Here is a 25,802-nt window from a genome sequence, read left to right on the forward strand (position 1 = left end):
GTCCCCAGCTTTATTGTGTCATCTTTCTATTCCAGAAGCCCTGCGTATAAATCTCCCTACTTTTTCAAGCTGATGTTCTTCTATTTCTTCCATGAGTTTTTTCAATTTCTTCTCTCCGGATCTGTGTTCTTCAATCCATTCTTTAGCGAATTTTCCGCTCTGTACGTCTCTCACAGCACTTCTCATATTCTCTTTGACATGCTCGTCGATGATGCGTGGGCCGACTGTTAGCCCGCCATATTTGGCGGTGTCCGATACTGCTCTAAGCATACCTGAGATCCCTTTCTGATAGATCAGATCCATTATCAATTTGGCTTCGTTGCAGGCTTCGAAATAGGCGAGCTCAGGCGGATAACCGTTCTCGACTAGAACCTCGAAACCATTTTTAATAAGTTCAATTAGGCCGCCGACGAGTACTGTTTGTTCTCCGATAAGGTCGCTTTCGGTCTCATCCTTAAATGTGGTCTCTAATACCCCTGCTTTTGTGCACCCCAATGCTTTTGCAATTGAAAGTGCAATATCCTTTGCCTTACCCGACCAGTCTTGTTGAATGGCTATCAGTGCCGGGACGCCGAATCCACTTAGATATGTTTCTCTGAGTCTGGCGCCTGGGCTTTTGGGTGCGACCATTATTACGTCAACATCCTTTGGCGGTATTATCTGCTTGAAATGTATGTTGAAACCGTGGGCAAAGTCCAGTATTTTCCCACTCTTCAGATGCTGGCTTATTGCGTCATTATATACTTGTGGTTGAACCATGTCGGGAATTAGCATCATTATTATATCAGCTTTTTTCGCGGCTTCTGAGAACGTGAAGACTTCGAAGCCATCTTTCTCAGCTCTCCTCCATGAATCTCCTTCTGGTCTTAACCCTATTATAACGTCAAGTCCCGAATCTCTTAGGTTATTAGCTTGGGCATATCCCTGGCTTCCATAACCCATAACGGCGATTTTCTTGCCTTTAATCGGCTCGATTGAGGCATCCTTATCAAAATAGACCCTTACCAATTTAATTTCTACTCCATTTTTATAGATCTCATTCCCCTCGGAAGGGCAGTTATCCCAGTGCGCGCAATCTCTTTGACACCGAAAGGCTTCATAAGCTCTATGAAGGCATTTATCTTGTCAGAGTCGCCCGTTACTTCGATAATGAGGGATTCGTGGGCAACGTCAACAACGTGACCCTTAAATATCTCCGTATAGTTTATAATGTCGGACCTAGCCTGAGCGTCAGGGGTGCTGACTTTTATTAGGGCCAGTTCTCTAGTTACCGTATGCGCTGGATTCAGTATGCTAACTTTCACAACATCTATGATCTTCTTAAGCTGCTTAACTACCTGCTCCACAGTCCTCTCGTCCCCCTTAATCGTTATCGTCATTCTTGCAAGATCTTCTTGCTCTGCAACGCCGACTGATATGCTCTCTATGTTGAACCCTCTTCTCCTGAACATGTTTGAGACGCTGTGCAGAACACCAGGCTTATGTTCAACTATCGCTGAGATTATGTGTAATTTTTCATCTTGGCTCATTCTTCTAGCCTACCATAAACTTATCTAGTTCTCCTCCAGGAGGAACCATGGGAAAGACGTTTTCTTCTGAGGAAATCGGCACATCAATAACGGTTGTAACTTCACTCTTTAAGCTTTTCATGACCGCTTCTTTGAGCTCTTCAACGGAGCCAACCTTAACGCCTTGAGCCCCATAAGCTTCAGCCAGCTTAACGAAGTCTGGGACCTTACCCAAATTGACTGCTGAGTACCGTCTGTTATAAAAAAGTCTTTGCCATTGAGCGACCATTCCGAGTACAGAATTATTCAGAACAATGACTGTTACCGGGATTCCCCATACTACAGAGGAGGCAAGGTCCTGTTCGGTCATTATGAAGCTTCCGTCACCTGCGATGTCAATAACTGGTTGATCGGGACACGCTGTCTTAGCTCCAAGCGCTGCCGGAAAACCGAAGCCCATGGTTCCAAGGCCACCAGAACTAATAAATGTTCGGGGCTTATAGACCTTCATGTATAGCGCTGCCCACATCTGATTTTGCCCAACTTCAGTAGTTATTATGGCGTTTTCTGGAAGTATCTTTCGAAGCTCTGAAAGGAGACGGGGTGGGCTCAACCCCTCCTTTGAATTCACAATACCCTCTTGCTGATCTTTAAATTCTTTGATTTTTCTCATCCACTCTGTTCTTTCTTTCCTCTGCAGGATTTGAACTAGATTGGCGTATATGCTTTTGAGTGCTTTCTTTGCATCTGCGACGATTGGTATGTGTGGTCTTATGTTTTTCCCGATCTCAGATGTGTCAATATCAATGTGTATTATTTTTGCATCTACACAGAACTTCTTAACCGAGCCTGTTGTCCTGTCGGCGAATCTTGTTCCGACTGCTAACAGTACATCCGCCTCCTGTATTATCTTGTTCGCCGCAATTGTTCCATGCATTCCCACCATACCCAAGGACAACGGATGATTTTCAGGTATGGATCCCTTTCCGAGCAATGTTGTTGCCACCGGCGCTAGAAGCAGCTCGGCCACTGATAGTAGTTCAGAACAAGCATTGGACGCTATTACTCCGCCTCCTGCAAGTATTACGGGCTTCTCAGCGTTCATCAACAAATCCACGGCCTTCTTCACTTGCAGTGGATGCGGATCATGATTTAGGCGATAACCTCTAAGATCAATTCTAACATCAAAATTCATTTCAGCTTCTTCTGTCTGGGTGTCCCTTGGGATGTCAATTAGTACTGGCCCACACCTTCCAGTGGAAGCAATATGGAAGGCTGTCTTAACTATCTTCGGAATCTGAGAAGCCGCGGTTATTTGGAAGTTACACTTTGTTATTGGTGTTGTAATTCCGATGATATCTGTCTCTTGAAAGGCATCTTTTCCAATAAAGGCTTTTGGAACTTGTCCCGTAAATGCTACGATTGGCGAAGAGTCCATATATGCATTAGCGATTCCTGTTACAAGGTTTGTTGCTCCAGGACCAGAAGTCGCCATGCAAACTCCTACTCGTCCACTAGCTCTTGCATACCCATCTGCTGCGTGAGCTGCGCATTGCTCATGTCTCATGAGTATATGCCGTATTGATGCCTCGTAAAGTTCATCGTAGACTGGAAGTATAGCTCCTCCTGGGATCCCGAAGATTACTTCGACCTTCTCTCTCTTGAGAGATTCAATCAGCGCCTTAGCTCCAGTCATCTTTACCATTAGTAGAAACCCCTCCAATGCAGATGATGGATGATGCTAAGGTCCAATCAGACCATTCGAAGCGGGATGGGACTTCAACAGATACTGGAACAAGCTTGTTATCATAAGCTATAAAATTTTTAGGAGATCGATGTGTGTCTCTGGAGGTAATAATCCCTCCGTACCCGTGTATCCCTCACTTTATGCCCTCCGAAGGAATGAAGCAACCACTAATATCAAATGGTTGAATATAAGCTTTTTGAATCAGATTGTGTTTTAATCTTGGAGCGCATCAGTTTAGAGATCTTCAAGACTAGCGTGATCTTGCTGTTTTTTCGTGATTTGTTATAAGTACGTTCATCCCACTAATCATGGCTTCAACGCTTGCCATGACGATATCCCCGTGCGCACCCATCGCTGTCGCAACCCTGTCACCCTTCCTAAGTCTGACAATTACTTCAACCATGGCGTCTGTACCCCCTGTTATGGCTTTAACATGATACTCTTCTAAGCGTATCGGCTCAACAGCTGAAACCGCCTTCCTTATCGCGTTAATTGCAGCGTCTACGGGACCGATCCCTGTCGCAGCTTCTGTCAAGATCTTCCCGTTAAGGTTTAGTCTAACCGAAGCCGTGGGGGTAACGTGATCTCCAGTTACAACTGTCAATTCTTCTAGTTTTATCGCTCGGATTTTTGGAAGCCCCATTACTGTCTCCGCTATGGTCTGCAGGTCTGCGTCTGTAACTCTTTTGCCTTTGTCCCCAAGCTCTTTAACTCTGAGCATGATCTCTCTTAACTGCTCACCTGTCGGATTGATGCCCATCTCTTTCAGGGCAGCTTCGATTCCTCCTGAGCCCGCATGTTTTCCAACCGCGATTCTTCTTGTTCGCCCAACCAGCTGTGGCGGTATAGGTTCATACGTCGATGGTTCAGTCAATATGGCTTTTGCATGAATACCAGATTCATGGACAAACGCATTTTCACCTACAATCGCTTTATTCGGCTGGACTGGGATGCCTGTCAAACGTGAAACTAGCAATGAAAGATCATACAGTTTCTCAGTTATGATTCCTGTTTCCACGTTGTAGAGAAGCTTCAGTGATACTGCTATCTCTTCTAAAGCCGCATTCCCCGCCCTTTCCCCAAGACCATTGACAGTGACGTGAACCTCGTCCGCTCCGGCTCTTAGGGCAGCTATGGAGTTTGCAACGGCCATGCCGAAGTCATCATGGCAATGTACTCCTATTGGAACCTTCGGAAATGCCTTCCTAAGATCTGAATATAATTCATAAGCTCTTTCTGGAGTAAGGATTCCAACTGTATCACATGGGGTTACCCTATCTGCTCCTGCAGAGATACCTGTCTCTATTAGGCTCTTTAGGAAGTCAGGGTCGCTTCTGGTCGCATCTTCTGCGCCGAGCTCTACAATCAGGCCATGATTCTTAGCATACTGGACGCATTCCTCTGTAAGTTTAAGTATGTCGCTTCTTGTCTTCTTCAACTTATAATTAATGTGAAGATCTGATGATGGAACTACAAGGAAGACCGAGGTCGCATCGCATTTTAGGACGATGTCGATGTCATCTTTTACCGCTCTTGCAAAGCTACAGACTTCAGCCCTCATACCTTCCTTAGCTATTAGTCTGATCGCCTCTCTTTCACCCTCTGAGGACGCTGCAAAACCTGCTTCTATAATATCTACACCTAGCTCATCGAGCTTCTTTGCTATAAGAAGTTTCTTTTCAGGGGTCAGAGAGACTCCAGGTGTCTGTTCACCATCTCTTAGAGTGGTATCAAAAATTAAGATCCTTTCTGCGAAGTTACTCGATAAAGCGATACCCCATTTCAGTGAACCTCGGATCATTTACACATGAGCATGAGATATAAAAGCCTTTTGGTTCATAGGAGCAGATTCCATATCCTGACAATAAAAAGATTTAAGGGGCCATGGTTCAACAAGTTTGGGTGGCTAAAGGCTTGAGGAGCGATGCTGTTAAGTCTGGAATTGAGAGAGCACCTCATAGGGCCATATTGAAGTGCCTAGGCGTTACGGACGAGGATTTTGACAAGCCATTCATCGGTATCGCAAATAGCTATACAGAAATAGTTCCAGGCCATATGCATCTTGATAAGCTTGTTGAGTTCGTTAAGGCAGGAATCCGTGCAGCAGGCGGGGTTCCGTTCGAGTTCAACACGATAGCCATATGTGATGGTTTGGCAATGGGTCATGAGGGGATGCATTACTCGTTACCATCTAGGGAGTTGATAGCCGACTCCATTGAGGTTATGGTTCAGGCACACAGGTTTGATGGATTGGTGTTGCTGACAAACTGCGATAAGATTACGCCTGGAATGGTTATGGCTGCGGCTAGAATTGATATTCCTTCGATAGTCGTGACAGGAGGTCCTATGCTTTCAGGTATTTTTAAAGGAAGGAAGGTTGACGTTACTGCGGTATTTGAGGCCGTGGGAGCGGTTATATCTGGAAAGTTAAGCGCGGAGGATCTTAAAGAGATCGAGGAGAGAGCTTTTCCAGGATGCGGATCATGTAACGGAATGTACACGGCAAATACAATGGCATGCATCACAGAGTCGTTGGGTCTATCCCTTCCGAGATGCGCAACCTCATTGGCTGTCTCTTCACTAAAGGCCAGAATTGCTAAAAAAAGTGGTCAAAGGATAGTTGAAATGGTGAAGGAGGATTTGAGGCCTTCAAAAGTATTGACTCGAGAAGCCTTCGAGAATGCGATAACGGTTGACATGGCTCTCGGCGGTTCAACCAACGCCGTCTTACATCTTAAAGCTATAGCAGAAGAGTCGGGGGTCGACCTACCATTGAAGATCTTCGATGAAATCTCGAAAAAAACGCCTCACCTATGCGATATGCGTCCAAGCGGCCCCCATGATCTAGAAGAACTAGATGTGGCTGGTGGATTGCCAGCATTGATGAGCCGACTAAAAAATAAACTACACTTAAATGCTCTTACAGTAACTGGAAAAACAGTCGGCGAAAATATTAAGGGTGCAGTTGTTTACGACTCCGAGGTCATTAGACCGCTTGAGAAACCAATACATAAGGAAGGGGGAATAGCAGTGCTGACTGGGAATCTAGCGCCTGACGGCGCAGTAACAAAGGTGACTGCGATCTCGCCTAAGATGCTTGTATATCGTGGACCTGCAAGAGTCTTTAACTCCGAGGAGGAAGCGATGGCAGCAATACTTAACAGAGAGATTAATAGAGGAGAAGTTCTTGTTATACGATATGAGGGCCCAAAAGGTGGACCTGGAATGAGAGAGATGCTTTCGCCAACAGCCGCGATAGCGGGTATGGGCCTCAGCGAGTCCGTTGCTCTAATAACCGATGGTAGATTTTCAGGGGCAACTGTGGGACCATGCATCGGTCATGTGTCACCGGAAGCGGCTGTTGGCGGGCCCATAGCAGCTGTTAAGGACGGTGATATCATAGAGATTGATATTCCGCGAAGAAGATTAAGTGTCGATATTTCAGAGAGTGAGATAAATAAAAGACTTGCTGAATGGAAGCCTAGGCCGCCGAAAATCTCAAGAGGATACCTAGCTAGATACTGGTCAATGGTCCAATCAGCAGATAAGGGAGGAACATTTAAGCGGCCTCAATTAGGATGAGAATACGGGGAAATTGGTTTGAGGTTTGACTTAACTCTGGCCTTAGCTGATAGGCCTGGTCAACTTCTCAGGGCTTTGGAGCCAATTGCAAAAAATGGTGGAAACATCATCTCGATCGTTCATGAACGTGAAAGGCCCGCTGAAGGCTACGTGCCAGTAAGCCTGGTAGTTGATTTTCCTTCCAAGGAAAAATTGATGGCGGCGCTAAGCGACTTGAAGGCTATTGGTGTGACAATAATCAAGTCTGAAGAGGTTGTTGACACAAAGAGGCTCACGGTTATCTTGGTTGGAAAGATTGACATTAAAAGATTTATTGATAGCCGCATAAATGGTGTAAGGATTGCAGGCTTTGAAGCCTCAGCCCCAGCATCAGAAGATTCAAGCTTCAAAATCGACCTAGAAGTCCCCTCATCAATTCTAGATAATGTTATGATCGAATTGAAGCGTCTCGCGAAAGAAGAAAATGCATTATTGATAACACCTATCCTCTAAGGCGGTGGGGAACTTGAACACCATCATCATCGGCTACGGCTTTATCGGTAAAGAACTTGTAAAAGCTATATATGATAAGATCGAGGTAATCAGGGGGCTAGATAGAAATTTTAGGATTGTAGGTGTTTCTACGAGCAGAGGTTATGTCTTCGATGAGAAAGGTTTGGATATAAAAAAACTATGCGGTTTGAAAGATATTTCAGAGTATGGAGACAATTACAGGCCTGGAAGATCATCAATCGAATTGATCGAAAGAAGCAATGCAGGCTTAATGGTTGAGGCAACCCCAACCAACATAAAAGATGGGGAACCAGCAGTCACATTCATTAGGTGCGCGCTAAAAAAGGGTATAAGTGTTGTGACCCCAAATAAGGGTCCACTTGTTGTCGCATTTAAAGAACTTGAAGCCCTAGCCGCAAAGAATGATTGCGAGTTTCTCTATGAGGCAACAGTAGCTGGCGCAATTCCGATCTTCTCCCTTGTCAGGGAATGCTTGGCAGGAGACGGGGTAATCAGAATCTCCGGCATACTCAACGGGACAACTAATTATATTCTTTCTAAGATGCACTTTGAGGAGACAAGCTTCTCACTGGCACTTAAAGAAGCGCAAGAAAGGGGCATAACAGAAAGGGATCCTTCATATGACATTGACGGTATAGACGCCGCATGTAAGGTAGTTATTCTTGCAAATGCTTTAATGAATAAAGAAGCTAGATTTGAGGATGTGGAGAGAGTTGGGATTAGAGGAATTACACAGGAAGCCATAGCATTGGCCAAGAAATCGAATTTCGCGATCAAGCTTGTCGGCACAATCGAAAAAAACCTTGAAGTTGCGCCGAAACTAGTCCCTATAAACCATCCCTTATGTGTTCATGGAACGCTAAACGCTGTTCATATCGAAACAGACTTGGCCAGAGAAATAACACTAATAGGGCACGGGGCTGGAAAAGAAACCGTCTCAGCAGTCCTTAACGATATCCTCACCGTATTGAGGAGGAGAGGAGGCAATATTTAGGCCACTATTAGCGGAGATTCAACCCTCTCCGAAGTCATAACTTGGACGATAGTATCAATCGAGGCTTCTAACTCTACTGGAGCTGGACATTGTTTCATAACTATGTCAGGATCCTTTAACCCGTGACCAGTTAGGATGCACACGACTCTTTCATCCCTTTCAATCAATCTCCTATCTGCAAGTTTACTCAGTCCGGCAATAGATGCTGCGCTTGCAGGCTCGACGAATAAGCCCTCAGTCTTTGCAAGAGTGGCTTGAGCTTCCAGTATTTCTTCATCTGATACGGTTTCAATAATTCCTTTCGACTCTATTATGGCTTTAACCGCTTTTTTCCAGTTAACCGGTGCCCCAATTCTTATAGCCGTGGCAACTGTCTCCGGATTCTCTATAAACCTAACATAATCTAATCCTTCCCTCATAGATCTGGCGATAGGCGCGGCGCCTTCCGCTTGAATTCCAATCATGGATGGAAGATCCTCAGCCAATCCTAGATGATAAAGCTCCTTGAAACCTTTCCATATCGCGCTTATGTTCCCCGCATTTCCAACGGGAACTATCACTTTATCCGGAACCTCATAAGCGAGTTGCTCCCAAATCTCAAAGGCGATGGTTTTCTGACCCTCAAGCCTAAATGGATTCAAAGAGTTCAGTAAGTATATGGGATGAGAGATGCAAATTTTCCTTATGACCGCCAGTGCTTCATCGAAATTCCCCTTTATCCTGATTACCCTCGCACCGTGAATCAGAGCCTGGGCCAATTTTCCGAACGCAACTTTACCGGATGGTATAAGAATAAGACACTCAAGCCCTGCTTTGGCGGCATATGCGGCAAGTGACGCAGAAGTATTGCCAGTAGATGCGCAGGCAACTTTTTTCATCCCAAGTTCCAGTGCCTTGGTAACACCGACCGTCATGCCCCTATCCTTGAATGACCCTGTTGGATTCTCACCTTCATTCTTCGCGTATACCCATCTTAAGCCAAGTTTCCCCGAGAGGCGATGACATCGATTCAGGCTTGTCCCACCTTCACCAAGGCTTACAATCAGCGCGGAATTATCTATAGGGAGAAGCTCGCGGTAACGCCAGACATTGAAGGCTCTCTTCATCCAGACTTCTTCAAGGTGGTTAGCGATGGATGAAAAATCGAATTCAACTGAAAGTAGACCGTCACATCTCATACACGTATAAACAATAAGCCTGCCATCGTATTCGGCTCCACAGTCTATGCATCTGAGAATATAATGGTTGTTATGCAAAGTTGCAACTCCATTTCGAATAGGATGTGGATGTTTTATTCTTCAAAGAAGATTTAAAAATATTGCCGCCTATGCATCCCTGAGTGGTGAAGGCGACGATAATGATTTTCGGGTATTTATACAAAGATATCCTTTGCTTTCAAAATTTTTGTCGGTTAAACTCCGAATTCAACAATTTAGACTTAAATGCAACGATTTTTCTACTTTCAAGATGTTGGGAACGGGAAAACTCCTATGAGTAAAAAAAAGGATAGAAGACCGTTGAATACTCTTGAATGCACGAACTGCGGCAACTTATCGGAATCTGACCGTCCAATTTACTTGTGCCCCAAGTGCGGCGGTCTACTCCAATACAAAGTAATTGACCCCGCGAATATCGATATGCTGAGATTCTGCGGCGAGTTTACCTTCTGGAGATATCGAAGTTTTCTGCCGAGTGTGGTGTTCACGGCAACTATGCAAGAGGGAGGGACCCCACTTTACAAGGCAAAACGGCTCTCAACAAAGATCGGTCTGCATAACCTTTACTTCAAAGATGAGACGAGAAATCCAACCTGTTCATTCCGAGACAGATGCGCAGCTCTCATAATTTCAAATGTTATAGATCTGGGGCTCGCATCCATCGTATGTGCAACTAACGGCAATATGGGCGCATCATTATCAGCTTACTCTGCAAGGTACGGAATTAGTTGCCATCTTATAGTCCCTAAAATTGTAGATATTGGGAAGATGGCGCAGATGATTGTATACGATGCAGATATAGAGGAATGCGGTGAGACTGTTGATGATGCAATTCTCAAAGCTGAGAAGATGGCTGTAGAAAATAGCTGGTATCAAGCAACCCCTGAGCTGAACCCGCTAGTCATTGAGGCCCAAAAGACAATAGCCTTTGAGATATTCGAGCAGGTGGGCGTTCCAGACTGGATCGTAATATCCATGGGAAGCGGGGGAACCCTCTATTCAATTTGGAAGGGATTTTTGGAGCTTCTAGAGATTGGCTTAATAGATAATCTGCCAAGGATCTTGGGAGTCCAATCGGATGGATGTTCACCAATAGTAGATGCCTATTATAGGATAGATAGAGAAAGAAGAAAGCCGCGGACCCACGCTATTGCAATATTTGTGCGAAAACCGATCTTTAAAGATTTAGCAATCAAAGCGATTCGAGAATCACAAGGCTCGGCAATTACTGTAAAGGACGAAGAAATATTCTCGGCAGAGCAGGAAATTGCAAGGCTTGAAGGACTATTTGCCGAACCTGCAAGCTCAGGAACCGTCGCCGCGATTAAGAAGATTGTACATGCATCTCTCATTGAACGAGATGAAAAAGTAGTTTGTGTTATAGGCGGAAGCGGATTGAAAGCTACAGACGTGTTGCAGGCCCTTTCTAGGAGACGCAAGACTGCGCTTGTTGGAGCAGATCTTAGTACGAAAGAGAAGATTCTTCGCATACTGGAGAAGGGCGATGCATATGGATATCAGATTTGGAAGGAGCTTGGCAGGACATTGACCAGATCAGCAGTATATCAGCATTTAGATGATCTCAGTAAACGCGGGTTGACCCATGTGTCCATTAGTGAGGGACGAAAGTATTTTGGAATAACAGAGAAGGGGAAAAGAATTCTTAAAGCCATTGAGGATGTTAAAGCGATACTATAGCATACAAGTGGAGTTGGTTTCTTAAAACTTGTATTCTCTAGCCTCTAGCAATATTTTTATACCGGAGATAGTAAAGTTATAACTTGACTACGGAAGATGGTTCAACGATATGCATAAAAAGCTTTCTGCTACCATCATCTCCATAGCTACGATATCAACATCCCTTGTCCTAGTCGCGACCGTAGTATTTTCTATAAGTGTACCCGCAACTCAGGGGTTTTTCAATATAGGCGAGTCAATGATATTTCTAACTTCTTTACTGTTCGGCCCAAAAGTAGGAGCCTTTGCGGGCGGGGTGGGATCGATGCTAGCAGATTTATTTCTTGGTTATCCCCATTATGCCCCCGGCACTCTTATCATTAAAGCGGCTGAGGGTTTTGTGGTCGGCATCATAAAAAAGAATAATCCTAAATTCAGATCTATTATTTATTGGAAGATTTTTACCCTCATTTTCGGCCTAGTAGCTGGAGGCCTCCTTACATTGATAGGAACTATGTACTATAGCGGCCACATGGACATATCTTTAGGGAATACAAGCTTTTCATTGTTTGTACCTCAAGAGTTCTGGATCTTTCTAGGCACCATTCTCACACTATCAATAGCTACTGTCGGATTTAAGACTGAACCTGAATTCGGGTGGACTGTGTTCTCAGTTTTGTGCGGCGGGTTTGTGATGGTTTCAGGTTATTTCATTTATCAGACATTCTTTATCGGGTGGCTCTTTGGCGTACAAGTTTGGGGACTAGCAGAAATACCCATTAATATTGGTCAGATGATAGTCGGCGCAACAATCGCTCTTCCCGCAGCAAGGATCATTGGGCGAGCGTTTCCTCAAAACTAAATGTGAGCCCCAAACATTTTTTGATCAGTAAATGTTCATTCTCCTACTAGTGTCTACCTGTTTTCAACACTACTTTTCCTTCTCCATGTAGTGGAAGCCCAAATAAACATTGATAGGTTATATTAAAAGTTCAGCGCAGATTAAAGATAATATAAAGGACAGCTTACAGTTAGAAGATTTTAAAGATGGTGGGTGGTTTGAAAGCTATAATAGGAACAGACTTTCACGGGGACCAGAGCTCCTTCAAAAGTTTCGCTAATGTGGCTGAAAAAGAAGATGTTGATGTCATAATTGTCTGCGGCGACATTACAAATTTTGGCACCCCAGAAGATGCGAAGCAGCTTATGGCAACCGTTACAGTCATAAATCGACTAGTTCTGTTTGTTCCAGGAAATTGCGATCCACCGTCATTGACAGAATTGAAGATGGATGGTGCTTATTGTATACATGGCACATCTTTTGAGTTTCAAGGCTTCAATTTCATAGGTTTAGGTGGAAGCCCAAAGACCCCGTTTGGAACCCCTTTGGAGATGACTGAGGAAGAGATTAGCCGCGTCTTGGATGCTGCTGTAGGCTCTATCATTAATGTTAATCCGATTGTCCTAGTATCTCACTCTCCACCATTTAACACGAGATTGGACAGAACTTCACTAGGCATTCATGTTGGCAGCCTAAGCATTAGAAGGTTCATAGAGGAAAAAAGGCCTTTGGCGGTCTTCTGCGGGCACATCCATGAGGCGAGGGGAAAAGATCAGATTGATGGAACAGTTCTGGTTAATCCTGGACCAGCAAGACATGGTAGCTTTGTCTTGGCAAGATTAAATAATAATGATGTCTCATTGGAATTCAGCCCACGTGCGCTTAGGGGCAATATTTAAAAAGGGTTGATGAGTTTAAGACTTAACTTCAACGGGTGGAAAATCTGATGCCGTTTAAGAAAGGCGATTTCGTTCTCGTCGACTACATTGGAAGAATCTCGGAAACTAAAGAGGTCTTTGATACTACACTCGAAGAAGTGGCGAGGAATAGCGGAATATATAGAGAAGGGGGGATTTATGAGCCAGTATTGGTGGTTTTAGGTGAAGGCTGGCTACTTAAGGCGCTTGAAGATAGCGTTATGAACCTCGATATTGGAAAGACGGAGACCGTTGAGATTCCGCCAGAGAAAGCCTTTGGAAATCGTGACGCGGAGAAAGTGAAATTATATCCATTAAGAAAATTGACGGCGAAGGGGGTGACGCCGCAGGTCGGCATGCGCGTTGAAGTCGATGGACGCCTTGCAACAGTTAGAACCATTGGGTCCGGCAGGGTTCTACTCGATTTTAATCCACCTCTTGCTGGAAAAACTCTGATCTACGAAGTTACTGTTAGAAAGCTATTAGAAGCGACGGAAGAGAAGATGCTGGCCTTGATTCATAGAAGAATACCTCAGATTAGCATTGAAAAGTTCTCTTTAGAGGTCAGCGGAGATGAGGTTAAGATCAATATTCCAGAAGAGGCATTTTATCTTGATGGCTTACAGATATCAAAGAGGGGCATATTCTCCGATTTTCAAAAGTTTTTTCCTGAAATAAGAACTGTAACTTTCATTGAGAGCTTCACAAGGGTGGAGAAGGCAGGAGGAGAGCCTTCTTCAACGCAAGACCAGAAGGGCAGTGCAAGCTCTCCATAACGGAGATAATCTCGCACCTGTCCCCATCACTTAGCCCTACTGGATTACAGAGCTCATGGTTCTCGCACATAATCCCGGTACAATCAGGACGTTTAAATTCAATTATAGCCGAGCGAATCGCGTACTTTGCCAGTATTGCTGCGGGGCGCTCAGCAGCGGCTACCTCAACAACCTGCATATCCGCGTCAGTCAGAGGGCAGTGAAGGATCTTATTTCGCATGTTAACAATTCTGTATATACGTCCAGGCTTAATGCTGCCAATACACACCTTTCTGTATTCGCATCCACTACATTTTACGCTTGGCCCTTGAAATAGGAACTCCAAACCAATTCTGGCTTGCGACCTGCTGATTAAGGTGATAATCAGCTTGCATTCTCGCCCTTTTATGCTCATCAATCTATCACGCCAGTTTCTCTGGCAAGATTATAAGCGGTCTCGCGGGTAAGTGGTTTCTCATTCAGAATCGTGTATCTTTCAGGTCGAATATTGCGGGCTAAAACCAGCGCCTCAACTATATAACTAGGATCGATTCCGATCTCCCTTGCATTTATTGGCGCCCCAACCTCCCGCAATGTATCTCTTATTGATTCCCAGTCTAATCCGTGTAGGCGAGCCATCAATATTGCTCCCAAACCACACTGCTCTCCATGCAAAGCGGGCTTGGGCGTTATGAGGTCTAACGCATGGCTGAAAAGGTGTTCCGAGCCACTGCAAGGTTTACTTGTTCCACCAATACACATTGCGACGCCGCAGCTGACCAAAGCCTCAAGTAAGACTCTTAAACCAGACTCGGAGCCAGGCTTTATAGATCCAGCATGCCTAACGACATGCTGAGCGCTTAGTAATGCGAGACTGGCAGCGTATTCGGCGTAATACTCGCCTTTTCTTTCATGTGCAAGCTTCCAGTCTCTTGTAGAAGTGAATTTTGCAAGAACGTCACCACAGCCACTTGCTATGAGACGATATGGAACGCTAATTATCACGTCAGTATCAACTATAACCGCGATTGGAGAGCGCGCTGTCATTGAGTATGGTCTATCTAAGCCCTTCACCGATGCAAAGGGACTGGCCATTCCATCATGTGAAGCGGTTGTTGGAATACTTATAAAGGGAATACCCAGATTAGCAGCACTTAATTTTGCAACATCAATTTTCGCGCCTCCGCCTATGCCTAATACGGCCTGAGGCTTCGTCTCCCCTATCTTTTCTTCAACCAGTCTTACATCCAAAAGCGTTGGTGGGTTAGCAGAGACAATATAATGGTTAACCTCGATACCTTCATCTTCCAGTATGCCAATGACCTTTTGTCCCGCTAGCCTCATGGTTCTGGTACCAGTTACAACGAAAACTTTCTTTGAGAAGCCTAATTTCAGGCAGACATCTCCAACCTGCACTAAGGTGCCTTTTCCAATCACAACATGCCTTGGAAGCTCCATCCAGTGAATGTTCGATTCCAAATGGTTCATCTCGTTAGTGATGAGTAAAGACTATTGCAAGTTCAGATTTAAGTATTCCATCTATCTTATTGAGCGAACTTTCAAAAGCCTTAAATGTAACCTCTCGTTATTCTACTTGCTAATCTTATGAGAGAGAACAGGAAAATAGCAGCGACACAATTCTAAGAGGACCTTCAAAGGATGCATAAGATCATTCGAAATCCGTGGCATGGTGTGAAACATAAAGGATACATTGTACCTGACGTGTTATTGTCTACCTCAGTTCTCAGGTAGCCATACAGGTCGATAAGGCGATTGTAAACTTTGGAGTTTGATGGAATTGACATCAAATGAGAAGAGCAAAATCGAGATAAGACAAACAATATTCGAGCATATACCTAAGGAAGCGGAGATCACCCGGATCGAATTCGAGGGGCCAGCTCTGGCCATCTACACCAAGAAACCAGAGATAAGAGTTACAAATAGTCGCATAATAACCGACATCGTAGACCTGATAAAGAAGAGGATCGTCATCCGTTCTGATCCATCCGTCAGAGTTCGGGAGGCGGAGGCCCAGAGGATCATCACGGAAATCATTCCAAAGGAGGCTGAAATAACAAACATCCTTTTCGACCCAACGCTTGGCGAAGTGATCATTGAAGCAAAAAAACCAGGTCTTGCTATTGGGAAGGACGGCGCGATTCTCCAGGAAATTGTCGTAAAAACTAGGTGGATTCCAAGAATCCTAAGAAGCCCGCCTAAACTTTCAAAGATAATGGCGCATGTTAGGCATTTGTTATACTCAGGCAGCAGAGAAAGAGAGAGAATTCTACGTAATGTAGGCGAGAGAATATTTAGACCACTAGTTTATGAAGTTGGCGATGCGAGAATAACTTTGCTTGGGGGAGCACAAGAGGTTGGCAGGTCATGTGTTTTAGTGCAAACAAGAGAGAGCAACGTTATGATTGATTGTGGTATAAATCCAGGTTCGACGAGGCCCTTCGAGTCTTTTCCACGTTTGGATGCACCGCAGTTCGATCTGGATTCCTTAGACGCCGTTATTATAAGTCATGCTCATTTAGATCATTGCGGCTTCTTACCGTTCTTGTATAAATACGGTTATGATGGGCCTACATACTGCTCTGTTCCAAATTTGAGTCTCATGACGTTGCTCCAGCTTGATTATCTGGACGTACTGACCAAGCAGGGATTGGCTCTCCCCTATGACCAGAAAGACGTACGTGAAATGATATTGCACACCATTCCGCTTCGATTCGGCGTTGTGACGGATATTGCTCCAGACATCAGGTTGACGCTGCATAATGCAGGTCATATTTTAGGTTCTTCGATTGTTCACCTGCATATTGGTGAGGGCTATCATAATATCGTCTATACGGGTGACTTCAAATATGGGAAGACGATGCTATTGGAGGCCGCTGCTGTAAATTTTCCAAGGGTTGAGACAATAATTACGGAGGCAACGTATAGCGCCACAGGGGATGTGATGCCCTCCAGAGAAGAAGCAGAGAAGACGCTGGTTTCGATTATAAATGAGACGTTAAGCGCTGGCGGAAAGGTTATGATCCCTGTGCCTGCTGTGGGAAGAGCCCAGGAGATTATGTTAATCCTCGATGAGTATATGAAGAGGGGGGAGCTGAAAGAGGCGCCTGTCTTCATTGAGGGGATGATATCTGAAGCTACGGCGATTCATACCGCGCATCCAGAGTACCTTTCAAGGGAAGTTAGAAACAAAATATTAAATGAGGATGTTAACCCCTTCGAGTCTGATTACTTTACAGTTGTTGAGCATCCAAGTGCAAGGCAGGAGATAATAGAAGGTGAACCGAGCATAATCGTAGCTACAGCAGGGATGCTTGAGGGTGGACCAATAATAGACTATTTCCAGAATTTGGCGCAGGACAAGAAGAACACATTAGTCTTTGTAAGCTACCAGATCGAAGGGACACTGGGCAGAAGAGTGCAGAAAGGCGCATCTGAAGTTTCAATACTTAATTCTGAGGGGAAAATTAAGGTGATAAAGTGCAACCTCAACGTTAAAACTGTAGATGGATTTTCAGGTCACTCTGATAGGAGGCAAATTATAAGTTATATACGCCGTATCTCTCCTAACGCTGAAAATATCATTGTTTGTCATGGTGAAAAAACAAAGTGCATAGGTCTAGCCAACTATTTCGCAGAGAAATACAAAATCAATTCAAGAGCGCCGAGCATGCTAGAAACCCTTAGGCTCAGATAGATTTCTTAATACGGGCTTCTCTCGCAATTTTCCATATGTCATCGCCGACATAATGAAGCGTCTTGAGCACCCTGCCCCTCCGGAGTTTCCTCAAAGCCTCAGCATTTACTAAAGATTTTGACACGGCAATTGGCATCTTGTTCCTTTCATCGACAACCAAAACTAGCTCGTTCTCTTCGAAATCTTCATTAACTATTCTTACGCCAGGGGCCATCACATCAGCCCCATTACATATGTGAGGTATTGCGCCCATATCCACATAAACTACCGGAAGCGATGTAAGATAATCCTTGAAAAATAGTGTTGGAAAAACTTCTTCTTCGACGCTTGCCACGAGTGGGGCACCGTTTATAATATAGACTCGGCTCTTCGAAGTTTCGAAGACTTCCACATTGGGTTTTGAGCCGAATAACCGCACCGTGTCAATTCCAAGTCTTCTTGAAAGAGTCTGCATTAAACTCCTTACGTCTCTTTTCTCGAGGTAAAAACGGCGAAAACTCTCAGACATCACTTCTTAGTTGGTTAGCAATAAATATAAATCTGCGGATTCTATTATGGGAAAGCAGTGTTTAACCAAGGGGAAAACTGAGGAAAATGGCGCTACAAATACTCGAGGAAAGTCTTGGAAAAACCGTCCTAATCAGGCTTAGGGGAGGAAAGAGCATAAGGGGGAAACTTAAGGGTTTTGATCAGCATTTGAACCTTGTACTTGAAAAAGCAGAGGATGTTACGGATATGGAGAGTGTACAGGAGCTCGGGTTAATTATAGTAAGAGGAGATAATGTCGTCATGATATCGCCGCCTCCCAGATGAGGTGTAAATATTGGGGAAAGGAACACCCTCTTTTGGGAAAAGAATGGGAAAGACGGTTCACATACGTTGCAGAAGATGCGGAAGAAGATCTTATCATGTTTCAAAAAAGAGGTGCGCCGCCTGCGGGTTCGGTGAGTCTCCAAGAATTAGACGCTATTCTTGGCAGACGAAAAAGTTGACGAGACAAAGAATAATTTGATGTTCTCAGGTCTCACACCGGCATTACTGCCTCGAAATTACATGCTTCCGACCAGATTTTCAATCAATATCTATATGAAGACTTCTAGGCGTTAAAGATAAGCATACATGATCATTAAAGAAGCATTTAAATAATACCGCTTTAAAAGATAACGAAAGCCGCGGGGCCATAGCATGGTGAAAAAAGCAAGGATAAAACTGACCAGCACCGACTACCGAAAACTCGATGATATATGTAGAGAGCTTAAGACAATAGCGGAGAAGAGCGGGGTCAAAGCGAACGGCCCTGTTCATCTCCCCACAAAAAGGTTGAAGGTTCCCGTGATGAAATCTCCCTGCGGCGAGGGCTCAAAGACTTGGGATAAATGGGAACTTAGAATTCACAAGAGACTCATAGATGTTGAGGCTGAAGAAAGAGTTATGAGACGGATAATGAGGATGAGGGTTCCGGAAGAAGTTTTTATCAGCATAGAACTGATTTAGAGTCATTTCATTTTTCTCAAAAATAATGACGACTGAATTCATATTTCACTCATTATAGGATGATCTTCACGATCGCCAGAAATAAGAAGAGAGATGCTAGAAAAATTGACAGCCAAGCCTTTACATTCCAATGGTAGATCTTGGCACCATCCATCATACCGAAGGGCAAAATATTTAGCAGAGCAAGCCATGCTCCGAGGAACGCGCCATTAAGAAGCGTAACCGCCAAATAATGATCTACAATATAGAAGTGCATAATAAGCAATGTATAGGAGATCATGATTGTTGTGAAGGGACCGGCGAGAGAAACAAGGCCTACTATTCTTCTTGTGGCCGCTCCGATCATCACGACTGCGCCGGGCGAAATGAACTTTATTGGTATCGGCAGGATTGATATGATTGATAATAGCGTGCCTATACGATCCAGTCTGAACTCAGCCCACAATCCAAAGTATTTCGCGGTGATCTTATGCGCGAGCTCATGTGAAATAAACAAGAACGCGAATAATGAAACTGGAGCGACCAGTCTATCTAGGTTATAAAAGAGAGTTTCGGCCCATTTCGAGGCGTTTACAAAAAGGGAAAGCCCTACGGCCATGACAATTATGGTTCCTAATAAAATATGAACAAGTTCAGTCGTGCTCGTCAGTCTTGGTCTCAAGAATTTGAAGGGGGTTAGAGAAGATACCTCTATTTCGCGAAAGCCCTGTTCGCCTCTACTTGGGGGTTTCTCTAACGATAATTTACGTGATCTCACCCTAGATATTTCGGGACATGAATGCATCTCCGGTAACCTGTGGTCAGGGCAGAAATATCCACTGCAGAATGGACACTTAAAGGGAATAGCAACCTCTTTACCGCAGAAGTCGCATCTCAATTAGCATCCAACCTGAATTTATTTTGCGTCTATCATGAGGACTATTATTTAAATAATAACTTAAAAGCCTAAATGGACATAATACCCTAAGTATCGTGAGGTAAAATTAAAATAAAAAGAAAAATGCAACGTTAACAGATCAGCCATGTTCGCAGCCGGGGTGGCCGAGTGGATTAAGGCGCAGGCCTTGAGAGAAAGATGCCAAAGATAGCCTGTGGCCCTTCGAGGGCCGCATGGGTTCGAATCCCATCCCCGGCGCCAGCAACTCCGCCGCCATATACTCTCCTTTTAAGTCTGAGATGCTCAGTATGAAGAGCGAAATCTATGATTAATGAGAGAGACTATTAGGGTATCAACGACGAGACTTCGATAAGTCGCCCACAGCCTGTAGCCTTGATACAGCCCATTCTCTGCTACATCAGATTTCAACTCAGCCGGAGAAGCCATTTGGTATTCGTCCGCTACGAACATTTTTTTAAGCATTAAAAGTAAGCGGTGCGAGTTGTGGTCTAAAGGATTTTCATACCGCTAGTTCATGTACATAATTTTTTTAATTCATTAATTATTGTTAATAGGAGAGTTAAATGGACCAGTATAAAGAATTTGTTTGCTCTTGGATAGATACTAATAAGGGCTCGATCATAAGGGTCAGCGACAAGATTTGGGAGCTCGCTGAGTTAGGACTAGCTGAGTTTAAATCATCAAGGATTCTGATCGAGCAGATGGAAAGACATGACTTCAAAGTTGATCAGGGGATTGCTGGGATGCCAACGGCCTTCTTGGCAGAGTGGGGAGAGGGTGAACCGATAATCGCCATATTAGGTGAGTATGATGCCTTGCCAGGTCTCTCCCAAGACAGAGTTCCAGTCAGGTCGCCCCTAGAGCCCGGAAAACCCGGTCACGGATGTGGCCACAATATTCATGGTGCAAGCGGTATGGCGGCTGCTATAGCGTTGAAGAATGCAATGGACGAGTTTGGTCTGAAAGGAATTATAAGGTTTTATGGTTGCCCGGCTGAGGAGAACTTCAGCGGCAAGGTATTCATGGTGAGGGACGGCTACTTCAAAGATGTGGACGTTGCTCTAAGTCATCACCCTTCTTCAATGAATGCAGTCAGTCTAAAAAGCAGCTTATGCGTAAGTTCGGTTAAATTTCATTTCTACGGTATGGCTGCACATGCAGCTGTCTCACCTGAGCAAGGTAGAAGCTCATTGGATGCGGTGGAGTTAATGAATATTGGAGTCAACTATCTTCGCGAACACATAATACAGGATGCTAGGATCCATTACATAATTCAAAGCGGCGGGGAGCAGCCAAACATTGTACCCGCATATGCACAGAGCTGGTATTACTTAAGGGCCCCAGAAATTGATCAACTAAAATTCATTTACAGCTGGGTCTTGGACATCGCTGAAGGGGCTGCAAAGATGACACGAACGCAATTAAGAGTGGAACCCCTAGGCGGACTATATAATTTAATTCCGAACAGGACCATAGCTGAAGTCATAGTCAAGAATATGAGGGAAATTGGTCTACCTCGTTACACAGACGAAGAAATGAGAATCGCCGAAGAAGTCGCTAAGTCAATAAGCAGAGAAGTGAAGATTGAAGAGCTGAAGAAGTCCGGCCGTCCAGGGTGGGATAGACTGGTTGACAAGATCATAGATGACGAAGTCCCAGATCCTTGGGGAGATGGAGAGTGGAGTCATGGAAGCACTGATGTCGGCGACGTGAGCTGGCAGGTACCAACAGTCGAGTTCAACACTGCTGCATGGGTTCTAGGAACACCAGCCCATTCTTGGCAAGCCGTAGCACAGAGCGGCACTAGTTTGGGGCATAAATCCCTGATATTCGCAGCCAAGGTAATGGCTACAACCGCCTTAGACTTATTAAGCGACAATCATCTACTTGAACAGGCACGAATGGAACACAGCAAGAGATTAGGATCAAGAAATTATGAGTCACCTTTGCCAGAGTATGCAAAGCCACCGCTGGACTTCTGGCAAAAACTATATAATAAGAAGAGTTGAGAAGGGGTTACCATTAACGCCTATATCAATAATTTTCGAGTTTCTCCACTACCCTGCCAACAACACATCGAATTTAAGTAATCAGCGTCCCCCATTGCCAGACCTTATAAACTATTTATGCAATAAGAGAAACCTTCGGATTGATCTGTCATATGTTCTCTCGATTTCCTGCGGGAAGAAGCAAGCCGGCAGCTCGCCATGAGTTCGATGATTTCTTATGCATTCACAGCATTTCCCCTTTATGTCGCATGGATAAGTGCAGATGCAATTCCGAAGGTTAACCTCTATATTTGGGCATTCCCTTCTGCCCATCTTTCTTCAATCCTCCCAAATCTTCTCTTCGCTTGGACCAAGATAACTTTTTGGGAAACTCCCGCCGCTTAATCTACTCTAAGAATATTGCTCCTACCCCCATTTTAAAATTACATCCAAGGATCAATAATAACTTTTAGAGCATTAGATCCTCTATCCTCGAGCATCTTAAAAGCCTCTTCAATCTTTTCTAGTGGAAACTTGTGCGTTATAAACTTCCTAACATTCACTTTTCTTGAAGCAATTAAGTCAATGGCCTCAAGATATTGCCGTCTATTGGATGCATTCGCGCCATGTATATGAAGTTCATTGTAATGAATAAGATTTGAATCAATCTGCACGTACGGATCATCTTTTGAGACACCTGCAAAGTAACTTATATCCGCATCTACAGCTGCCATTTCCAGAGCCATTTTTTGAACATCTTTATCTGATGTCGCGCATATGATTACATCCGCGCCTACCCCATCCGTCAACTCAAGCACTTTTTCCACCGGGTCTTCTTTGCTAGCGTCCACAAAGAAGTCAGCCTGCAGCCCAATTTTCTTAGCCAATATGAGACGCGGGGATGATCTGTTCACGAGGATTACCCTGGCTCCCAAATGCTTTGCATATTCTGTATGAAGCATGCCGATTATGCCTGCTCCTATTATGACGACTACAAAGTTTTTAGTGCGCTTTTTGAATGGATGCCAGCCATTAATTACGCAGGAGAGGGGCTCGACAATACACGCCTCGTCAAATGACACATGCTCAGGAATCTTTAGAACGCATCCTTGCCGAACAGCTTCTTTCGGCACTAGAAGGAATTGGGCAAAGCCTCCATTATACTGGTAGCCTATTGCCTTATACTTATTCCTACATCTATTCTCCTCACCATTTCTACACGCATCGCATTTTCCACAGCCTATCACCGTTTCTATCGCTACCTTTTCGCCTCTGAAATAACCGGACACACCATTTCCGACTTCTTCTATGACCCCAGAAATCTCGTGACCGGTGATTGGCACATCTATTCTTTTTTCGCCGCGAAATATGCGTAAGTCTGTTCCGCAGATTGCGCAAGACTTAACCTTTACCAGTATCTCCCCTTGCCCACATTTGGGATTATCAGTTTCTTGGATCTCAAAACGTTCTTTTCCGACAAGTACTGCTGCTTTCATACTGCCTCACAACGAAACTACATGCCAATATGGAGAAAAAGTTTTCTATTGGTTTAACATTCGTTTCAAGGCAGGAATCAAAGTTAAAAGATGCCTAAAAAATTTGATTGGATGAGGTTCGGAGGAGAAATGCTAGAATGGTCGTCGAGGTCATAATGCCAAAGATGGGCCAGACTATGGAAAAGGGTAAAATCGTTAAGTGGCTTAAGAAAGAGGGAGAAAGAGTTGAGAAGGGAGAACCTCTACTAGAGATAGAGACTGACAAGACAACAATAGAGGTTGAGGCGAGAGCTTCAGGCATACTTAAGAAGATATTGGCCAGAGAGGGAGAAGAGCTGCCAATAGCGACGACCATCGCCTATATAGGTGGAGAGGATGAGCCTCTACCTGAAGGTGTTGGGGGAATAACCAACTTAGCGACAGCCCAACTAACTGCAGAAGCTTTCAGAGAGCAGCCTAAAGTAGGGGATGAAGGGAGAATTAAGGTTTCTCCTCTCGCAAGGAAAATCGCGGAGGAAAAAGGTGTCGACTTAACAAATGTTAAGGGAACAGGTCCCGATGGAAGAATAACTAAGGAGGATGTCCTAGCATATTTGGCAAGCATGACTGCCCCGCCAGTTTCGATTGAAAAGGCGCCGGCGGCACCGTCGTCGGAATATCAATTATTGCCCATGTCAAGCATGCGTAAAGCAATCGCCAGGAAGATGACGGAAAGCAAAATGCATGTCCCACATTTCTATGTTAGTGTCGAGATAGATATGACCGAAGCCGCTAAGCTTAGAGACAATCTCATGCCAATGTTTGAAGCTAAAGCCGGAACCAGGTTATCCTTCACCCACATGATCATAAAAGCTGTGGCCATGGCTCTCAAAGAGTATCCGCAACTTAACTCCACGATTAATGGAGAAAACATAAAGATCTGGCGTGAAATAAACATAGGTATAGCCGTAAGCCTAGATGATGGACTATTGGTGCCAGTGTTAAGAGGAGCTGACAAGATGGATCTCTTTAAGATATCTCAAGAGGCTGATAGGCTTATTACGCGGGCAAGGGAGAAGAAATTACGAGAAGAAGAATTCTCAGGAGGAACATTCACCATATCAAACATGGGAACATTAGGAGTTGAGTCTTTCATCGCCATAATTAATATTCCCGAAACAGCGATCCTAGCTACGGGAAGGATCTCAGATAAACCAGTTGTTTTGAACGGTCAGATAGCGATAAGAAAAATAATGAACGCCACCTTATCCGTGGACCATCGGGTTGTCGATGGAGCAGTCGCTGCCAAATTCCTTAACAGAATAAAGCAGATTTTAGAGGCCCCGTATAATCTATTAATCCCTGGATAGAAGGTACGGTCTTTGAGCATAGATAAATAGAGCGTTGCACAGTGCCGACTGTTCATATTTTTTATTTTAACCTACTTCGATGAAGACACCCATTCGCCTCAAGAACTTCTCCAGCTCATCTTTTCGGGGCATAGCTGTTATTGCCCCTCTTCTCGTCACTATTAAAGCTCCAATAGCGTTCGCCACTGTAATGCACTCTTCCAATCTCCATCCCCTGCATAAACCTACAATGAGCCCCGCGTTCCAACCATCACCAGCCCCAGTTGTATCCACCACCCTAACTTTAAAAGCTGGAGCTGAAACCTCTTCGCCATCTTTGCTCATTATAAGCGATCCTCTTGAACCCATCTTTATTCCCGCTACTTCAACTCCAAATTCTAACACTTTTTTCGCCGCTTCATGAGGGTCATTTGTCCCAAACATAAATTCGGCCTCATCAATCGAAAATGCCGCTATATCACATGACCTAAGGATCTTCGTATACACTCTTCTAATCGATGAGATAGAGTCCCAGACATCAATTCTCAATGTCGGATCGAATGACACCTTTACACCAGCTCTTTTAGCATACTCCACAGCCTTTAAAACAGCTCTTCTAGACGGATTCCGAGACAGAGAAAAACCAGAAGTATGCAGAATCTTAGCCCCGGCAATATACTTCGGATCGATATCTTCCGGAGATAACATACTATCAGCCGTTCTACCAACCCATGGTTCCCTATAAAAAATGAAGCTTCGTTCACCTGTGAGAGGCTCATTCATAACAAAAGCGAGAGTTGTTCTTCTTCCCTTCTTTATCTTAACCTGCGACGTATCTACGCCATTACGCTGAAACTCTTTTATTATATAATCTCCAAACGGGTCCTCTCCAACAGCGGTTATTGCACCAGCAGATAAGTTGAGCTTGGACACCCCTACTATAGTGTTCATCGGAGCCCCGCCAAAGCATCTCTCGAAAATCGCTGCTTTTGTTAAGGGTCCAGGTTTTGCCGAGACTAAGTCTACTACACTCTCTCCAATTCCGATTACATCGACACTCATTTGGTTCCTCCACAAATTTCTCGGCAGGAATAGTTTTGCAGCATCATATAATACAATACTTGCATAATAA

At 44.4% G+C, this 25,802-nt stretch carries 25 protein-coding genes and 1 tRNA gene; 14 read left to right on the forward strand and 12 right to left on the reverse strand.

The features are described from left to right. Positions 1 to 18: 18 nt before the first annotated feature. From ilvC to NZ952_02715, 4 genes are all read right to left on the reverse strand, one after another. Complete coding sequence (gene ilvC / locus NZ952_02700; GenBank protein MCS7120098.1) at positions 19 to 1,008, reverse strand: ketol-acid reductoisomerase; 990 nt, start codon at positions 1,006 to 1,008, stop codon at positions 19 to 21. Positions 1,009 to 1,016: 8 nt separating this feature from the next. Continuing rightward, complete coding sequence (ilvN, locus tag NZ952_02705; GenBank protein MCS7120099.1) at positions 1,017 to 1,529, reverse strand: acetolactate synthase small subunit; 513 nt, start codon at positions 1,527 to 1,529, stop codon at positions 1,017 to 1,019. Between the two features lie 4 nt (positions 1,530 to 1,533). Next, entirely contained in the window at positions 1,534 to 3,213 is a 1,680-nt protein-coding gene (gene ilvB, locus NZ952_02710; GenBank protein ID MCS7120100.1) for a biosynthetic-type acetolactate synthase large subunit, read from the reverse strand. 292 nt (positions 3,214 to 3,505) lie between these two features. Beyond that, positions 3,506 to 5,056, reverse strand: a complete 1,551-nt coding sequence (locus NZ952_02715) for a 2-isopropylmalate synthase (protein ID MCS7120101.1) — start codon at positions 5,054 to 5,056, stop codon at positions 3,506 to 3,508. A 113-nt stretch (positions 5,057 to 5,169) separates the two neighbouring features. Here NZ952_02715 and ilvD point away from each other — a divergent pair, with 113 nt between their 5' ends. Genes ilvD through NZ952_02730 form a run of 3 tightly spaced genes read left to right on the forward strand, consistent with a single transcriptional unit; the run spans position 5,170 to position 8,344 of the window. Continuing rightward, complete coding sequence (gene ilvD / locus NZ952_02720) at positions 5,170 to 6,837, forward strand: dihydroxy-acid dehydratase (GenBank protein MCS7120102.1); 1,668 nt, start codon at positions 5,170 to 5,172, stop codon at positions 6,835 to 6,837. Positions 6,838 to 6,855: 18 nt separating this feature from the next. Next, complete coding sequence (locus NZ952_02725) at positions 6,856 to 7,329, forward strand: ACT domain-containing protein (protein MCS7120103.1); 474 nt, start codon at positions 6,856 to 6,858, stop codon at positions 7,327 to 7,329. A gap of 13 nt (positions 7,330 to 7,342) precedes the next feature. Beyond that, the gene (locus NZ952_02730; GenBank protein ID MCS7120104.1) at positions 7,343 to 8,344 is read left to right on the forward strand and encodes a homoserine dehydrogenase; all 1,002 of its coding nucleotides are present in this window, start codon (positions 7,343 to 7,345) and stop codon (positions 8,342 to 8,344) included. Here NZ952_02730 and thrC (NZ952_02735) read toward each other — a convergent pair. Next, on the reverse strand, positions 8,341 to 9,600 hold the full coding sequence (gene thrC / locus NZ952_02735) for a threonine synthase (GenBank protein MCS7120105.1): 1,260 nt from the start codon (positions 9,598 to 9,600) through the stop codon (positions 8,341 to 8,343). The two genes, NZ952_02730 and thrC (NZ952_02735), sit on opposite strands and share 4 nt — an antisense overlap. A 234-nt stretch (positions 9,601 to 9,834) precedes the next feature. Between thrC (NZ952_02735) and thrC (NZ952_02740) the strand changes: the two genes are divergently transcribed. The 4 genes from thrC (NZ952_02740) (at position 9,835) to NZ952_02755 (ending at position 13,772) form a co-directional block, all read left to right on the forward strand. Continuing rightward, positions 9,835 to 11,259, forward strand: a complete 1,425-nt coding sequence (gene thrC / locus NZ952_02740) for a threonine synthase (protein ID MCS7120106.1) — start codon at positions 9,835 to 9,837, stop codon at positions 11,257 to 11,259. Between the two features lie 109 nt (positions 11,260 to 11,368). Next, complete coding sequence (locus tag NZ952_02745; GenBank protein ID MCS7120107.1) at positions 11,369 to 12,100, forward strand: ECF transporter S component; 732 nt, start codon at positions 11,369 to 11,371, stop codon at positions 12,098 to 12,100. Positions 12,101 to 12,297: 197 nt separating this feature from the next. Next, positions 12,298 to 12,978: a metallophosphoesterase family protein gene (locus tag NZ952_02750; protein ID MCS7120108.1), complete on the forward strand. Its 681-nt coding sequence runs from the start codon at positions 12,298 to 12,300 to the stop codon at positions 12,976 to 12,978. Between the two features lie 47 nt (positions 12,979 to 13,025). Next, on the forward strand, positions 13,026 to 13,772 hold the full coding sequence (locus tag NZ952_02755) for a peptidylprolyl isomerase (GenBank protein ID MCS7120109.1): 747 nt from the start codon (positions 13,026 to 13,028) through the stop codon (positions 13,770 to 13,772). Here NZ952_02755 and NZ952_02760 read toward each other — a convergent pair. Further along, positions 13,699 to 14,166 carry a UPF0179 family protein gene (locus NZ952_02760; GenBank protein ID MCS7120110.1) on the reverse strand — a complete coding sequence of 156 codons (468 nt, stop codon included), beginning with the start codon at positions 14,164 to 14,166 and terminating at the stop codon, positions 13,699 to 13,701. The two genes, NZ952_02755 and NZ952_02760, sit on opposite strands and share 74 nt — an antisense overlap. Continuing rightward, complete coding sequence (locus NZ952_02765) at positions 14,166 to 15,230, reverse strand: NAD(P)-dependent glycerol-1-phosphate dehydrogenase (protein ID MCS7120111.1); 1,065 nt, start codon at positions 15,228 to 15,230, stop codon at positions 14,166 to 14,168. Before NZ952_02765 ends, NZ952_02760 begins: the two co-directional genes overlap by 1 nt. 319 nt (positions 15,231 to 15,549) lie before the next feature. Between NZ952_02765 and NZ952_02770 the strand changes: the two genes are divergently transcribed. Next, positions 15,550 to 17,466, forward strand: a complete 1,917-nt coding sequence (locus tag NZ952_02770) for a beta-CASP ribonuclease aCPSF1 (GenBank protein ID MCS7120112.1) — start codon at positions 15,550 to 15,552, stop codon at positions 17,464 to 17,466. Here NZ952_02770 and NZ952_02775 read toward each other — a convergent pair. Next, entirely contained in the window at positions 17,459 to 17,974 is a 516-nt protein-coding gene (locus tag NZ952_02775) for a DUF1947 domain-containing protein (protein ID MCS7120113.1), read from the reverse strand. The genes NZ952_02770 and NZ952_02775 overlap by 8 nt on opposite strands. Before the next feature lie 86 nt (positions 17,975 to 18,060). On the opposite strand from NZ952_02775, the gene NZ952_02780 reads away from it, so the two are divergent. The 3 genes from NZ952_02780 to rpsJ all read left to right on the forward strand — a co-directional run bounded on the left by NZ952_02780 (position 18,061) and on the right by rpsJ (position 18,960). Further along, positions 18,061 to 18,279: an LSm family protein gene (locus NZ952_02780; GenBank protein ID MCS7120114.1), complete on the forward strand. Its 219-nt coding sequence runs from the start codon at positions 18,061 to 18,063 to the stop codon at positions 18,277 to 18,279. Positions 18,280 to 18,289: 10 nt separating this feature from the next. Continuing rightward, complete coding sequence (locus NZ952_02785) at positions 18,290 to 18,478, forward strand: 50S ribosomal protein L37e (GenBank protein ID MCS7120115.1); 189 nt, start codon at positions 18,290 to 18,292, stop codon at positions 18,476 to 18,478. A gap of 176 nt (positions 18,479 to 18,654) precedes the next feature. Then, entirely contained in the window at positions 18,655 to 18,960 is a 306-nt protein-coding gene (rpsJ, locus tag NZ952_02790; GenBank protein ID MCS7120116.1) for a 30S ribosomal protein S10, read from the forward strand. A gap of 52 nt (positions 18,961 to 19,012) precedes the next feature. Here rpsJ and NZ952_02795 read toward each other — a convergent pair whose 3' ends face one another. Beyond that, on the reverse strand, positions 19,013 to 19,837 hold the full coding sequence (locus tag NZ952_02795) for a hypothetical protein (GenBank protein MCS7120117.1): 825 nt from the start codon (positions 19,835 to 19,837) through the stop codon (positions 19,013 to 19,015). 154 nt (positions 19,838 to 19,991) lie between these two features. On the opposite strand from NZ952_02795, the gene NZ952_02800 reads away from it, so the two are divergent. After that, positions 19,992 to 20,098: transfer RNA gene (locus NZ952_02800), tRNA-Ser, on the forward strand. A 323-nt stretch (positions 20,099 to 20,421) separates the two neighbouring features. Beyond that, positions 20,422 to 21,867 (forward strand): amidohydrolase, encoded by a 1,446-nt coding sequence (locus NZ952_02805; protein ID MCS7120118.1) that lies wholly within the window; start codon positions 20,422 to 20,424, stop codon positions 21,865 to 21,867. Between the two features lie 111 nt (positions 21,868 to 21,978). Here the strand turns inward: NZ952_02805 and NZ952_02810 are convergent, their stop codons facing one another. Both NZ952_02810 and NZ952_02815 read right to left on the reverse strand, forming a co-directional pair. Beyond that, on the reverse strand, positions 21,979 to 22,179 hold the full coding sequence (locus NZ952_02810; protein MCS7120119.1) for a DUF6485 family protein: 201 nt from the start codon (positions 22,177 to 22,179) through the stop codon (positions 21,979 to 21,981). A 110-nt stretch (positions 22,180 to 22,289) separates the two neighbouring features. Further along, a complete protein-coding gene (locus tag NZ952_02815; GenBank protein ID MCS7120120.1) occupies positions 22,290 to 23,342 on the reverse strand; it encodes an alcohol dehydrogenase catalytic domain-containing protein in 1,053 nt (350 codons plus the stop codon). A 137-nt stretch (positions 23,343 to 23,479) separates the two neighbouring features. Here NZ952_02815 and NZ952_02820 point away from each other — a divergent pair, with 137 nt between their 5' ends. Beyond that, positions 23,480 to 24,691, forward strand: a complete 1,212-nt coding sequence (locus tag NZ952_02820; protein MCS7120121.1) for a 2-oxo acid dehydrogenase subunit E2 — start codon at positions 23,480 to 23,482, stop codon at positions 24,689 to 24,691. 66 nt (positions 24,692 to 24,757) lie between these two features. Here the strand turns inward: NZ952_02820 and NZ952_02825 are convergent, their stop codons facing one another. Then, positions 24,758 to 25,732, reverse strand: a complete 975-nt coding sequence (locus tag NZ952_02825; protein MCS7120122.1) for a sugar kinase — start codon at positions 25,730 to 25,732, stop codon at positions 24,758 to 24,760. Positions 25,733 to 25,802 lie beyond the last annotated feature (70 nt).

This window comes from Candidatus Bathyarchaeota archaeon (assembly GCA_025059045.1).
Classification (GTDB): domain Archaea; phylum Thermoproteota; class Bathyarchaeia; order Bathyarchaeales; family DTEX01; genus JANXEA01.